The sequence below is a fragment of the Myxococcus xanthus genome (genome assembly GCF_006402735.1).
GTDB lineage: Bacteria > Myxococcota > Myxococcia > Myxococcales > Myxococcaceae > Myxococcus > Myxococcus xanthus_A.
The window spans coordinates 161423-175639 of record NZ_CP017174.1 but is presented as its reverse complement, the minus strand read 5'-3'; the positions used below and the strand labels follow the sequence as shown (position 1 = coordinate 175639).

Sequence of the window (14217 nt, the reverse complement as noted above, 5' to 3'; positions counted from 1 at the left end):
CCACCCAGGCACAAAGGGCGGGGTCGCTGTCGGCCAGCGACCGAGCGTCCGGGCCGGAATGTCGGGTCACCCGCCCGCATCGGGTACGTTGTGCGGCGCGCCATGCCCTTCAAGTTCGTTCATGCCGCCGACCTGCACCTGGACACGCCTTTCCGAGGCGTCGCGACCCAGGGGCCGCTCCTGGGACGCTTCCAGGATTCGACGTTCCGAGCGCTCGCGCGCATCACGGAGGTCTGCCTGCGAGAACGGGTGGCCTTCCTGCTCCTCGCCGGAGACCTCTTCGACGTGAAGGACCGCTCGGTGCGCGCGCGGCTGGCGCTGCGACGCGAGCTGGGCCGGCTGGACGCGGCCGGCATCTCTACCTTCATCGTCCACGGCAACCATGACCCGCTGAGCGGAGACACCGGCGCGCTGGGGCTGCCGCCGTCGGTGAAGGTGTTCGGCCCGGACTGGGAAGAAGTGGAGGTGAAGCGCGAGGGCCGGCGACTGTGCCGCGTGCAGGGCATCTCCTATCCGGACGTGGAGGTGCGCGACGACCTCTCCGCGCGCTTCCGCCGCACCGGGGATGGCTTCAGCGTGGGACTGCTGCACGCCAACCTGGGCGGCGCGGAGGGCCACGCGAACTACGCGCCCTGCACCACCGCGGGGCTGGGCTCGCGCGGGCTGGACTACTGGGCGCTGGGCCACGTCCACACGCGCGCCGAGCACATGCTCCCCGGCGGCGGCGTGGCGGTGTACCCCGGCAACCCGCAGGGCCGGCACGCGAACGAAACCGGCCCGCGCGGATGCATGTTGGTGGAGGTGGAGGACGGCGGCATGCGGCGGCGCTTCATCCCGGTGGACGGCGTGCGCTGGCACAAGCTGGAGGTGCCGCTGACCGGCGTCAGCACGCTGGACGGACTGCTGGCCACGGCGATGGAAGGCGTGGAGGCGCGCTGCGCGCCCGAGTTGGACGGCCACGCGGTGCGCCTCACCCTCACCGGAAGAGGTCCGCTGCACCGCGAGCTGGCCCGCCCTGGCGCGCTGGCACAACTGGAAGTGGACCTGCGCGAACAGCTCGCGAGGAGCCACCCACCGGTGCTGCTGGAGTCGCTGCGGGACAGCAGCCGGCCAGAGGTGGACCTGGAGGCGGTGTGCGCGGCGGGCGGCTTCGCGCGCACGCTGCTGGATGAGGTGGGCTTCCTCGCGGAGGACCCGGAGGCATTGGCGCGGTTGTGGGAAGAGGAGACCCTGGGCGCGCTGGGCCAGCGACTGAAGCGACTGGGCGTGGACGCGCTGGAGGCGCCCCGCGCGGAGTGGGTGGTGCAAGCGGGGCTGCACGGCGTGGAGTCGCTGCATGAGGAGGAGACGTCATGAAGCCGGGGCTGCGCATCGACGCGCTGCGCGTGCTCGGCTTCGGCCGCTTCTCTGGCCTCGCGCACGACCTGGGGCCGGGACTGCACCTGATGTACGGACCCAACGAGGCGGGGAAGAGCACGCTGCTTGCCTTCCTGCGCAGCATGTTGTTCGGCTTCGAGAAGCGCGGCCAGCCGGAGCGCTACGAGCCGGCCCACGGCGGCGCGTTCGGCGGCGAGCTGACGCTGACCACCCACGCGGGACCGCTGCTGGTGCGGCGCATCGCGAGCCGGCGCTCGTCGGAGGGCGAGCTGTCGGTGCGCGACGCGGAGGGGAAGGAGCTCTCGAAGGAGTCGCTGGAGAGCGCGCTTGCCCACGTGTCGCGCGAGCTGTTCTTCGACGTGTTCGCCTTCCGCCTGGATGAACTGGCCGGCTTCGAGCGGCTCACCGAGCAGCGAGGTGCCTCCGAGGCACTGGTGGCCGCCAGCATGCGCGGTGCGCGCCGGTTGCCGGAGGTCATGGACCAGCTCCGAAAGAGCACCGAGGGCATCTACAAGCCCAACGGCGTGAAGCCTTCGCTGAACGAGACGCTGAAGGCCCTGGAGGACGTCCAGGTCCGGCTGCGACAGGAGGGAGACCGGCCCGCGCGCTACTTCGCGGAGAAGGAGCGGCTGGGCGCGCTGGTGGAGGAGCAACGGACGCTCGAAGCGGAGCTGCTGGAGACGGGGACCGGACTGGAGCGGCTGACGCGACTGGAAGCGGCGCTCGGAGACGTGGCGGCGCTGGCGCAGGCCCGGGCCGAGCTGGCGACGCTGCCCGCGCTGGAGACCTTCCCCGAGGCGGGTGAGTCGCGGCTCGAGGACGGCCTGCACCGGCGCAGGAGCTATCGCGCGGAAGGCGCCCGGCTGGCGGAGCGACTGGCCACAGTGGAAGCCGGACTGGTGCGGCTGTCCGCGCCGTCCGGGGTCCGGGGGCGCGAGGAGGCGCTGAGCCAGGCCCTGGCGGCGTACACCGAAGGCGCCGCGCTGCTGCGCGCCCTGCCCTCCCGCCGGGCCGCCCTGGCGGAGAAGCAGCGGCAGGTGGAGCTGGCCTTGCGCGAGCTGGGCCTGCCCGTGGATGGCCCCGGCCTGCTGGCGCTGGACTTGAGCGTGAGCGTCCGCGTGACGCTGGAGGAGCTGGCGCTCCGGCTGGGAGCGGCCGAGGTCGCGCATCGCGAGGCGGAGGGCGCATGGGCCCGCGCCGTCTCGGAGCGTGAGCGGCTGGATGGCGCGCTGGCGCGGGTGGACGCGGAGCTGTCGACGCTGCCGGAGGAGCGGGCGTCGCGAGTTCGCCAGCAACAGGCGGGGCTGGGACGGCTGCGCACCGTGCGCGCGGAGATGGAGCGCCTGTCGGAGCAGCGGGCCGAAATGCACCGGCAATTCGAGAGCGTCCGCACCCAGGGCGAGCCGCAGGCGACGGCGGCGGTGCTGCCCACGTGGTGGGTGCCGGCGGTCGCGGCGATGGTGGTGGCACTCGCGGTGACGGCGTGGCTGCTGGCGGGCAACGTGGTGGGCGCGCTGTGCCTCGTGGGCGGACTGCTTCTGACGGGCGTGCTGGAGCTGGCCCGGCGCCGCGTGGAGACGGCGCGCGACGCGGACGTGGAGGCTCAACGCGCGCGCCAGCGCTGGCGGCAACAGGAAGAGGAGCGGCTCCGAGCGGCCTTGATGAGCCTGTCCGCGCGGGAGGAACTGCTGCACCGCGAGTTGCTGGCCGCTGCGGCCGAGGCCGGACTCAACCTGGTGGCGACGGCGGCGGACATGGCGGCGCGGGAAGCCGTGCTGGCGGATGCGCTGGAGCGGGCGGGACGGCTCGAGCAACTCCAGCGGGAGCGGGAGACACTGCACGCAGAGCACACCGCCGCGCGACGCGAGGAGCACCGCGCGAGCGATGCGGTGGGAGAGGCGGAGTCGCGGCAGGAACAGTTGGGCGCGGAGCTGACGGCCCTGCTGTCCGATCGGTGCTTCCCTCCCACCCTGGCCGCGTCCGCGGCGCTGACGCTGTGGCGCGACGCTGCGGCGCTCCGCCAGCGGCTCCTGGACGTGGGCGCGGAGGAAGCCGCGCTCACTGTGGACGCGCAGGTCTGCGCCCTGGTGACGTCACGGCTGTGGGCGGAGGCCGTGGTGGCGGAGCTCATCCCAGGCGCGACGGAGGCCCGCGAGTTGGACGCCGGTGTCATGGAACCCCTGGCGTCGCGGGTGGCGGCGGCGCTGGAAGCGGAGCGCGCGCAGAGCATGGAGCGCAGGACGCTGGAAGAGCGGCGGCACGAACTGCGCGCGGAGAAGGCGCGACTGGACGGGCTGTGCCACGACGAAGAAGCGGCGTTGGCGACGCTGCTGGCCGAAGGTGGCAGCGCCGACGAGGAGACCTTCCGCCGCCGCGCCGCGCAGGCCCGCCGCTACGTGGAGCTGACGGGCCGGACGCGGGAGCTGTCGCACCGCATCGAGGCGCGCACGGGCCTGTCGGAGACACCCGCGCGGCAAGCGCTCATCGACGTTGGCGGCGAGCAGGGCCTGCGCGTGGAACTGGAGTCCCTGCGCGACAGACAGGCGGAGGCCCAGGACCGGCTGAAGGCGGTGCTCACGGAGCGCGGCGCGCTCAGCCACCAGTTGGAGCAGTGGGAGAACGACGACGCGCTGGCGAAGCTCCGCATCGTCGAGGAGTCCCTGCGCGCGCGGGCCGCCGAGCTGGCGAAGCAGTACGCGGCGGACCGGCTGACCCTGGCACTGCTGGCCCGGGCCCGGCGCCGCTTCGAGGAGGAGCAGCAGCCGCGGGTGGTGCAGCTCGCCTCGGAGCACTTCGCCGCGCTCACCCAGGGCCGCTACCAGCGCGTCTTCATCCCCACGGGAGAGGAGCGCGAGCTGCGCGTGGGTGATGGCCAGCGAGACTGGAGCGCGGCGCAGCTCTCCCGAGGGACGCGTGAGCAGCTCTACCTCGCGTTCCGGCTGGCGGTGGTGCGCGACTTCGGCGAGACGCGCGGGGCGCTGCCGCTCATCGTCGACGACGTGCTGGTGAACTTCGACCCGGAGCGGGCGCGAGGCGCCATCCACCTGCTGGCGAAGCTCTCCGAGCACCAGCAGGTCATCGCCTTCACCTGCCATCCCTGGCTGCGAGACGCCTTCGCCGCCGAGGGCGCGCGGGTGCAAGCGCTGGACGCTTCCACGAGCGAACCGCCCGCGCCGGTGTCCGTGCTGAAGACGGGCTAGCCCAACGAAGCGCCAGGATGACGTGCCCGAAACGTATCGGAGATACGTCAGGTTCGTCCCTGGCAGCGACCCTCCGAGCCATGATGACCACCGATATGCGGAACCCCGAACGACAGGGGACGACAGGACTGCCCGACGGGCGCGTGTTGGGCTGGAGTGAGTGGGGTCCTCTCACAGGCAGGCCCGTGTTGCTCTGTCCGGGAGCGGCGACCAGCCGGTGGCTGGGCTTTGGCTCGGCGGTGTTGGAGAAAACGGGCGTCCGGCTCATCTCCGTCGATAGACCAGGCTTGGGGGCGTCCACGCCCATGCCACAGCGGAGTCTCCTGGACTGGGCCAGTGACATCCGGAACTTCCGTGTTGCTCGGGCGCTGAACGGACTTCGTGCGGTGGGTTTCTCACAGGGCGCGCCTTTCGCGCTGGCTTGCGCGGCCACGCAGGAGGTGGAAGCGGTTGCGCTCGTTTCAGGTGGGGACGAACTGGCACACCCGGCCGTGCGCGCACTTCTCCATCCGGACGTCGCGAAGCTGGTGGACCTCACCGCCACGGATCCCGCCCAAGCCGAGGCATTCTTCGCGGGGATGAGCGCTCAGATGATGTGGAACATGGTCATCGGCATGAGCCACGAAGCGGACCGCGCCGTGTACACCGAGCCACGTTTCGCCGAAGCGTACCGGCGCGCGCTGGACGAAGCCTTCTCACAAGGCACTGCGGGCTACGCACGGGACACCGTGCTGGCCATGTCCCGATGGCCCTTTGAACTGGAGACACTCACCGTACCCGTGGACCTCTGGTACGGCGCACTTGATACCAGCACTGCTCACTCACCCGACCACGGACAGACGCTCGCGACGAGGATTCCCACGGCCCGGCGCCGCGTGGAGCCAAGCGCCGGGGGCGCACTGCTGTGGACGCATGCCGAGCCCATCCTCACGTCATTGCTCGCCCGGTAGGTCCCGCGCGACACATCCAAGTACAAGCCCACCTGTCGCGAGCCTGTGGCACACTGCGGGCGCCATTCGACTCCTCTTCTCCATCGTCTTCTGGGCGTTCCTGATGCTCTCCAGCGCCGTGCTCTTCGTGGGCGCCGTGCTGGTCTGGCTCGTCACGTTGCCGTTCGACCGCAACGGACGCGTCCTGCACCTGTATTCGTGCTTCTGGGCGCAGCTCTACTTCTACGTCAACCCGTTCTGGCACCTGGAGGTCGACGGCCGCGAACACCTGCCCTGGCGGGGCCCGGCCGTGCTCGTGTCCAACCACGAGTCGCTCGGCGACATCCTGGTCCTCTTCGGCCTCTACCGCCCCTTCAAGTGGGTCTCCAAGGCGTCGAACTTCAAGCTGCCGCTCATCGGCTGGAACATGCGGCTCAACCGCTATGTCCCCCTGGTGCGCGGTGACAAGGCGAGCATCATGAAGATGATGACCGCCTGCGAATACTGGCTGTCTCGCGGCGTGCCCATCCTCATGTTCCCCGAAGGCACGCGCTCCTCGGACGGCGTCGTGAAGCCCTTCAAGGACGGCGCCTTCGCACTGGCCTTGAAGCAGCGCTGCCCCGTCATCCCCGTGGTCCTCACCGGCACCGCGCGCACCCTGCCCAAGCATGGCTTGGTGCTGGAGACCACTGCCCGCTGCCACGTCCAGGTCATGCCCCCCGTCGACCCCAGCGCCTTCACCGACGTGGCGTCCCTGCGTGAGCACGTCCGGAATCTCATCGTCTCGGAAAAGGCGCGCATCGAGGCCCTGACGCCCGGCGCCGCCACCCCGTAGCGCCAGCCCGAGCCCCCAGGCGAAGATACGCTCCGGGTTCGAGGCGGGGCTCGCGCTCCGGGGGACGCAATGCGCAAACAGCCGCTGGTGATGGTCGCACTCGGAGGGCTCGCGCTGCTGCTGGCCGTGGCGCTCGTCCACCGGTGGGAGGACACCGGCGAGCGGCCAGCGACATCCACCGCGCAGCGCATCCCGTCACGACGAGACCTCGGCGTCCCGACGCCCCCACCGCGTGGCAACCACTCGCTTCGCGGACGCGTGCTCGACCCGCGGCGCCGCCCCGCCGCCGGCATCCAGGTCACCGCCACGCGCGACATGCCCGGCGAGTCCCTGTCCGCCCGCTCCTGCGACACGCGCTCACCGGAGCTGCCCTTGTCCTCCGGAGGCTGCATCGGCGAGCCCGAGGAACTGGTGCGCGCGCTCGTCGAAGCCGGTCACGGCGCCGCGCCCGTGGTGGCCCAAGCCCACACCTCGGCGGACGGAACGTTCCTTCTCGAAGGCCTCCCCGAGGGCATGGTGGCGCTCTGGGCCATCGGCGAGCGCCACGCCACGCTGGCGCTGGATGTCCGCACCGACGCCCAGGACGTGCAGCTCGTGCTCGAATCAGGCCGCTTCCTTCCTGGCCGCGTCGTCGCCGAGTCCGGCACACCGCTGCCCGGTGCGCGCCTGACGCTCTTCCACCAGGACCACACCCGCTTCTTCGATGCCCAGGCCGGCGCGGACGGCCGCTTCGCCTTCGGTCCCCTCCCACCGGGCGAATACACCGTCGTCGCCACCAGCGAAGGCCTGCTGACGGATTCGCTCCAACAGGTGGACGAGGAGAAGCTCAACCCTGTCGTCCTTCATCCACCGCGACGACTGTCCGGCCGCGTGCTCGCCCAGGACAAGCCGGTGTCCGGAGCGGAAGTCCACGTGGAGTACACGCCGCATGTCACCGTGACGGACGACGAGGGCCGCTTCTCCTTCGAGCCACTCGCTCCGGGCGACTACGAGGTGCGCGCGGAGCATCAAGGCGAGTACGGCTTCGCCACGGTGGCGCTGACCGAGGAAGGCGGGGACGCGGAGGCCACCGTACGGCTGGGCACGCTCGTCTACGTGGAAGGCTCCGTGCGAGACGAGTCCGGACGCCCCGTTGCTCGCGCCAGGGTAGGCGCCGGCGCGGCCAGGGGACGGGCACCTCCCGCGGACTACGTCACCACGGCGGAGGATGGCCGGTTCCGGATTGGCCCCCTGCGACTGGAGCCCTACATCTTCAACGTCATGGCCCCCGGCTACCAGGGCCAGCTCCGGGACGCGGTCGCCAGCCCCGGCGAGCGCGTGGACTTCACCCTCCGCCGCGCCCATCTCCTCCAAGGCACCGTCACCGGCCCCCAGGGCAACCCCCTGTCCGGCGTGGACATCGACGTGGACGACGAGATTCAGACCGAGACCGAGACCGAGACCTTCCGCGAAGAAGTCGACCCCACCACCTCGGACGAACACGGCCGCTTCGAGCTCACGTTCCCCACCCCTGGGAACTACACGCTCGTCCTCACCCACCATGGGCACATGGAAGAGCGGGTGGAGGTGAACGTGCCTGGACCCGCGCTCAGCGTGGTGCTGCGCGCGGCGGGCCGGGTGGAGGGGACGGTCACGAACACCCAGGGCGTGCCCATCCACGGCATGACGCTCAGCCTCGTGGACACCCGTGAGACGGTTGCTTCCCAGGAGACCGAAACGGACGCGGAGGGACGCTTCTCCCTCACCGAGGTGGGCCCGGGCACGTACACCCTGATCCCCGGTTCGGACCTCGGCGACACCGACCACCAGGTGATGCGCACCGTCACCGTGCAGGGGACCGAAACCGTGGAGGTCTCGCTGCGGCTGGAGACGGGAGCCCCGGTGTCCGGCATCGTCGTGGACGAGCACGGACGCCCGGTGGCGAACGCGCTGGTGGACGGGAACAACTTCCCCAGCCCCCGTGACGGCGTCTTCGAGAGCACCTCCAGCGACGCGGAAGGCCGCTTCGTCCTGCACCACCTGGCGGAGGGCGCGTGCGCGCTGCGCGCGTCGAAGGACAGATATGTCTTCGAAGCCCGGGGCCCCACGGCGGACGGCATCTCACCGCCCGCGGTCCTCGCGAGGTCCGGGGCGGACGACGTGCTGCTGATACTGCGGAGCCAGGGCCACATCCGCGGCCGCGTGGTGCGCGGGGATGGCTCGCCCATCACCCGCTTCACCATTGACCAGCAGTCCTTCCGGGACCCCCAGGGCACCTTCAGGCTCACCGCCGAGCGCGCGGGCGCGCAGCGGCTGACCTTCGAGGCTCCCGGACTGACACGCGCGATGCGCGAGGTGCAGGTCTCCGCGGGCGAGGACGTGGACCTGGGCGCGGTGCGGCTGGAGGCCGGACGCCACGTGCGCGGCCGGGTGGTGGACGCAGAGACGTCGCGCCCCATCGAGGACGCCGTCGTCGCGGTCCACCTGCCCGGTGAAGGTGGCGCGCTGGAGGAGGTCGCGCCCATCGCCGCGGAGGCCTCTGACACGGACGGAACCTTTGCCTTCACCCCGCTGGAAGCACGCCCGCTGGACCTGCTGGTCCAGACGAACCGGGGCCACCCCCAGATGCGCCAGCGTATTGGCACCGGTGACGAAACACTGGAGCTGCGAATCTACCCGGGCGCCCAGGTGGACGGCACCTTGAAGGACCGCGACGGAAAGCCCGCGGAAGCCATCGTGCAGCTCGTGGCCAACGACGGGGACTACTCCGCCTCGGTGGACGAAGCGTTGGGGACGTTCCAGGCCCGGAACGTCCCGGCGGGCACCTACACGCTGTCGGCTTCCATGGGACAGAACGCGGAAGGCCGCAGCGTGGCCTTCCTTCCGCAGCGCGTGAAGGTTCCCCCCATGGGGAAGGTGACGTTCTCCTTCACGGAAGCCACCGGCGGCGGCACGATGCGGCTCGGCATCCGGATGCCTCCGGCCAGGCCGGGCGAAGGGCTCTACCAGGCGTTGCTGTCGGGCACGGTGTCACCGGCCGTGTCCGCGCGGGAGCTGCGCACGAGGGCCCGCTTCGGAGACATCCGAGCGTCCACGAAGAGCCAGGATGGCGTGTTGGTGTACGAGCAGCTCCCGGCTGGGGCGTACACGTTCATCGTCCTGCTGGAAGAGGGGAAACCCGCCCGCTTCACCGTCCACCGAGAGGAGCTCTTCCTCGCGGAGGGAGAGACGCTGGAGCGGGACATTCAGGTAACGCCACGGCCCCTGCCCTGAGCGGGAGTGGGATTATCGGGAAGCCCGGCCCACGCCTAGAGTGAAGCGGATGAGCGACAAGCGCCCCCTGACGGACACGACCGAGCTGGAGCTGGACTGGCGTGGCCGCGCCCCCCGTCAGCCGGAGGCGCCCTCCAGCGCGGCCTTGGAACCGCTCTCCGAGGTCGAGGTGCCATCCGGCGCGGGAAAGGGGCTCCCGGGCGACCCGCGCCACATGAGCACCGAGCTGCGCCTGTCGCTTCAGGGGATGATGGAGACGCCCGCGCTGCGCATGAGGCAGATGCGCGAGGGCCTGGAGATCATCTTCGGCGCCCAGACGCGCAACCGCTACGAGGTGTGCGACGACACGGGGCGCGTCGCGCTGTACGTGGAGGAGGAGGCCCGTGGCATCGGCGCCATGCTCCGGCGGACCTTCTCGCCCTTCTACAAGGCCCGGATGGAGTGCATGACGCTGGGCGGCATCGTGGCGCTCGTGGTGGAGCGCCCCTGGAGCATCCTCCTCACGAAGGCGGACATCCTGGCCTGGGACGGCCGGCTGATGGCGCGCATCCAGCAGCGCTTCACCCTGCTGGGACGCCAGCTGGACATCGTCACGCCCGGCGGCGCCGTCATCGCCACCGTGAAGGGCCCGCTCTTCAGACCCTGGACCTTCCGCATCTTCCAGAATGACGTGGAAGTGGCCGTGGTCCGCAAACGCTGGAGTGGCTTCCTCCAGGAGAGCTTCTCCGCCGCGGACACCTTCACCCTCGACTTCCAGCCCCAGTGCACCGACTTCCGGCTGCGGCAGCTGGTGCTGGCCGTCGCCCTGCTCGTCGACCTGACGTACTTCGAGAACAACAGCCCCCGCGGCGCCCTGGGCCCGGGGCTGGACCTGTTCGACGCGTTGATGTTCTGGAAGAAGTAGCGTGGTAAATCCCCCTCCATGTCCACGTCCACGAGCGATGCGCTGAGCGCGGCAGACCTGGAGCGGCTGGTCCGCGCCGAGTCCCCTGACCTGGCCGATGCCGTCCTCGCCCTGCTCGAGCAGCCGGAGCAGACGCCGGAGAAGCCGCTGCCGAAGGATGCCTTCACCTTCGACGCGCTCCTCCGGACGCTCACCCAGGCCCGGGCGCACTACGAGTCGGACGGGCGGCGTCAGGCCTCCTCCGAGGCGTGGCAGCGCTACCTGGCGCAGCAGGACGTGCCCCGCCCTCCCCGCCTGGCCCTGGCCGACCTGCTGGTGGCGCTCTACCAGCGCGGCACCCAGGCCTCACGGGCGGCGCTGATGGACATCGCCCGCCGCGCGGACCTGCGCTTCGGCCTGTGGGGCGGACTCAAGCGCATCTACAAGCTGGCGGAGGCCAACCACGACGCGGAGCTGTTCGGCGTGCTCGCCTGGCGCTTCGACGTGGAGCGCCACCGCCCCAGCGCCAGCCGTGAAGTCTCCGGCGGCACCCTCACCTACCTGCGCCGCCGCGCGTGGCGCTACCTGCGCCACCTGGGCGCCGCCGTTCCGGAGCTCTACCCGCAGTTCGCGGTGGAGGTGCTGCGTCACTACGCGCCCGACACCTCCTGGTACGGCGTCTGGGTGGCCCACCACATCTGGGCGCACGGCAGCGGCAAGTACTCGCAGGACTCCTTCGCCATGCCACCGCCGGGCGACATGGTGAAGCACCGCGCCTTCCCGGACGCGTGGAAGCGCTCGCCGGACGCGCTGATGCGCCTGCTGGACGTGTGTGAGTCGGACCCCGCCGCCAGCTTCGCCATCCAGGGCCTGCGCAAGGACTTCCCGGAGGCGCTGCGCAAGGTGACGCCCGCGTGGTTGGACCGGCTCGCCCGCCGGCCGCTGGGCAGCGCGCACGACTTCCTGGTGGAGACGCTGCAAGGCTCGCCCGAGTTCCACCAGGGACGGCTGCGCGAGCTCGGCCTGCACGAGGCGGTGCTGGCGCTGCTCCTGTCCCCCAGCACCAAGGCCCGCGCCTACGCCATCGAGTACGCCCGCGCCCACGCGCAGGACCTGCCGGCGGAGCGCCTGGAGGAGCTGGTGGCCCAGGGCGCCCCGGACGTGAAGTCCTACGCCGCGGCCACGTTGGAGAAGCGCAACCCGCGCGAGCTGGGCGTGGCGCTGCTGGGGCGACTCCTGCAGCACAAGGCCACGTCGAGCTTCGCGGCGGGCGCGCTGGCGCAGTCGTTCGACCGGGCGGAGCTGCCCGCGGACTTCCTGCGCGACATGTACCTGGGCACTGGTGAGCAGCTCAACTGGGTGAAGGGCTTCATCAGCTCCAAGTACGGCGCCACCGAGCTGCCCGCGGACTTCTGGAAGGCGCTGCTGGACGACCCGCGACTGCAGAAGAAGCCCCACCCCGTGGAAGGCCTGGCGATGCGGGCGCTGTCGGCCTACCCGGCCGCGGCCATCGGTCCGGAGTGGCTGCTGGAGAAGGCCGCCCATCCCCGCATCGGCAACATGGCGACCCAGGCGCTCATGCGCGCCGACAGCCTGCCCGGGCTGGACGTGGAGCAGGTGAAGGCGCGCGTCTTCAGCGCGAAGTACCGGGGCGTGGCGCTGGGGCTGCTGGGCAACCGCAAGCTGTTCACCGCGCGCCAACTCACCGTGCCCTGGCTGCTGGCGCTGGCCCGCCGCGCCGACCCGGAGCTGCACGGCTTCGCGCACCGCTACCTGCTGGAGAACGTGGCCCCCGCGGACTTCAGCGACTCGGGTGACGCGGCCGCCGGCCTGGAGCGCCTCTTCGAGCTGGCCCTGGGCGCGAAGCAGCCGGTGCCCGTGCGCGCCTTCGCGCAGACGTACCTGCGCTGCCACCACCCCGTCATCGGGCCGGAGCAGCCGGAGTCGAAGTCCTACAACCTCAAGCCCCGCGCGCCGCGCAAGGCGTACACGCCGGAGCTGCTGTGGCCCGCGCTCACCGATTCGCGGGACGACGTGCGCCGCTTCGCCCTGGCCATTGCCCGCGCGGAGCTGCGCGCCTGGGGTTGGCACACGCGCGTGTACGAGCTGGCCGACGCCGAGGCGAAGGAGGTCCGCAACCTGGCCTATGACGCCCTGCTGCGCGCGGGCGAGGAAGGCGCGGACGCCCGGCACACGCTCCAGCCGGAGGAGTTGGACCCGGTGAAGGTGTTCTCCCTCACGGAGAGCACCAAGCGCAGCACGCGCGAGGTCGCGGTGGAGCTCATCCGCCGGCACTACACGCGGCTGGGCGGCGCCGAGCGGCTCGCGTGGCTGATGCAGAGCGCGGACCGCGAGGTGGGCCTGTTCGCGGTGCGCCTCCTCTGGGAGAAGCACCGGCCCACGCACCTGCCGGAGGGGTGGAAGCCCGCGGGCGCCAAGGAGGCCCCGGCCGCCAGTGGCACGGAGCGCTTCGCCAACGTGGACGCGCTGCGCACCTTCCTGCGGAAGATGCTCTTCGGCCTGCCGCCGGGCCGCGCCAAGGAGGCCCGCGAGGGCGAGGTGCAGAAGCGCCTGTCCGCCAGCGTGGCCAAGCGCCGCGTCATCGAGCTGGTGCGCGACCTGGGCCTGGACGACGCGGCCTTCGCCCGCGTGGTGGCGCCGGTGCTGGAGGAGTTCACTGGCTCGCTGGCCAAGGGGGAATGGCAGAGCTGCCTCGCCTCGCTGGTGCAGCTGCGGGCCGCACACCCGGATGCGCAACTCGGCAGCGCCTGAGCAGATTGAACGCCCATGCTGCTCGATGAACTGCTGAATGGCTTTCCGCGGGAGCGCTTCCTCCAGGAGCACTACCAGCGGCGTCCCTTCACCGGCGCTTCCGCCGCGGAGCGCCTCCAGCGCCTGGGGACGTGGGAGACCATCGACTTCCTCGTCGAGGAGACGGCCTGCGACGTGCTGCTCGCGCGCCAGGGGGTGCCCTACCCGGGAGGCAGGCCCACGACGGCGAAGGCGGCGCGGGAGCTGTTCGCGCAGGGCTACACGCTCGCGCTGCGGCAGCCGGACCTGCACCACCCGGACCTGGCCCAGCTGGCGCGCGCCTTCAGCGCGGAGCTGCACGGCCGCATCAACCTGCACATCTACTGCACGCCCGCGGGGCACCACGGCTTCGGCTGGCACTGCGACCCGGAGGAGGTGTTCATCCTCCAGACGGCGGGCCGCAAGGACTACCTGCTGAGGGAGAACACGCTCCACCCCGTGCCCCTGCCGGAGTCCGTGCCCAGCGGCTCCCTGGCGGCGCAGGAGAAGACACCCGTGGAGACGCACGCGCTGGGCGCCGGGGACTTCATCTACATCCCGGGCGGGTACTGGCACATGGCGCAGGCAACCGAGGAGGCGCTGTCCATCTCCATCGGCCTGATGCCGCCCACGCTCCTGGACCTCCTCGACGGGGTGAGGGCCGCACTGGCCAGCAGCCCTGTGTGGCGGCGGCGGATGCCCTCGCTGGGGCGTGCCTCCACGCTGGACGACCCGAGCAAACTGGCGCTGCTGCGGACGTTGCTGTCGGAGCTGGGCGGTGAACTCCAGCGCCAGCTCGCCGACCCCGGCTACCCCCTGCGCTTCCTCGCGCAGACGGCCCGGTTCTATCTGCGCTCCACGGGAATCCGGGGCAACGGGCGCTGACGCGCGCGGCACCGTGAACCCCTTCACTGCGCGCTCTTCTATTGAGGGCGCTGGTGCTAAGAAGAG

Annotated in this window: 8 protein-coding genes; all 8 read left to right on the top strand. The window is 71.3% G+C overall.

Features of this window, described 5'->3' with window-relative positions:
* Positions 1-102: 102 nt before the first annotated feature.
* The 8 genes from BHS09_RS00685 (at position 103) to BHS09_RS00650 (ending at position 14151) form a co-directional block, all read left to right on the top strand.
* Positions 103-1356, top strand: a complete 1254-nt coding sequence (locus tag BHS09_RS00685) for a metallophosphoesterase family protein (protein ID WP_174259157.1) — start codon at positions 103-105, stop codon at positions 1354-1356.
* Positions 1353-4577: an AAA family ATPase gene (locus BHS09_RS40020; protein WP_140796899.1), complete on the top strand. Its 3225-nt coding sequence runs from the start codon at positions 1353-1355 to the stop codon at positions 4575-4577. Before BHS09_RS00685 ends, BHS09_RS40020 begins: the two co-directional genes overlap by 4 nt.
* Positions 4578-4762: 185 nt before the next feature.
* On the top strand, positions 4763-5527 hold the full coding sequence (locus BHS09_RS00675; RefSeq protein WP_237080110.1) for an alpha/beta fold hydrolase: 765 nt from the start codon (positions 4763-4765) through the stop codon (positions 5525-5527).
* A 103-nt stretch (positions 5528-5630) separates the two neighbouring features.
* Entirely contained in the window at positions 5631-6341 is a 711-nt protein-coding gene (locus BHS09_RS00670) for a lysophospholipid acyltransferase family protein (protein WP_174260473.1), read from the top strand.
* 69 nt (positions 6342-6410) lie between these two features.
* The gene (locus BHS09_RS00665) at positions 6411-9593 is read left to right on the top strand and encodes a carboxypeptidase-like regulatory domain-containing protein (RefSeq protein ID WP_140796897.1); all 3183 of its coding nucleotides are present in this window, start codon (positions 6411-6413) and stop codon (positions 9591-9593) included.
* 49 nt (positions 9594-9642) lie between these two features.
* Positions 9643-10497 carry a phospholipid scramblase-related protein gene (locus BHS09_RS00660; RefSeq protein WP_140796896.1) on the top strand — a complete coding sequence of 285 codons (855 nt, stop codon included), beginning with the start codon at positions 9643-9645 and terminating at the stop codon, positions 10495-10497.
* 18 nt (positions 10498-10515) lie between these two features.
* On the top strand, positions 10516-13248 hold the full coding sequence (locus tag BHS09_RS00655) for a hypothetical protein (RefSeq protein WP_140796895.1): 2733 nt from the start codon (positions 10516-10518) through the stop codon (positions 13246-13248).
* 15 nt (positions 13249-13263) lie between these two features.
* Positions 13264-14151 carry a cupin domain-containing protein gene (locus BHS09_RS00650; protein ID WP_140786609.1) on the top strand — a complete coding sequence of 296 codons (888 nt, stop codon included), beginning with the start codon at positions 13264-13266 and terminating at the stop codon, positions 14149-14151.
* The last annotated feature ends 66 nt before the right edge of the window (positions 14152-14217 follow it).

Excerpts from the sequence above, each read along its gene's own strand:
- BHS09_RS00685 (WP_174259157.1), top strand. The coding sequence starts at position 103 with ATGCCCTTCAAGTTCGTTCATGCCGCCGACCTGCACCTGGACACGCCT.
- BHS09_RS40020 (WP_140796899.1), top strand. The coding sequence starts at position 1,353 with ATGAAGCCGGGGCTGCGCATCGACGCGCTGCGCGTGCTCGGCTTCGGC.
- BHS09_RS00670 (WP_174260473.1), top strand. The coding sequence starts at position 5,631 with ATGCTCTCCAGCGCCGTGCTCTTCGTGGGCGCCGTGCTGGTCTGGCTC.
- BHS09_RS00665 (WP_140796897.1), top strand. The coding sequence starts at position 6,411 with ATGCGCAAACAGCCGCTGGTGATGGTCGCACTCGGAGGGCTCGCGCTG.
- BHS09_RS00660 (WP_140796896.1), top strand. The coding sequence starts at position 9,643 with ATGAGCGACAAGCGCCCCCTGACGGACACGACCGAGCTGGAGCTGGAC.
- BHS09_RS00655 (WP_140796895.1), top strand. The coding sequence starts at position 10,516 with ATGTCCACGTCCACGAGCGATGCGCTGAGCGCGGCAGACCTGGAGCGG.
- BHS09_RS00650 (WP_140786609.1), top strand. The coding sequence starts at position 13,264 with ATGCTGCTCGATGAACTGCTGAATGGCTTTCCGCGGGAGCGCTTCCTC.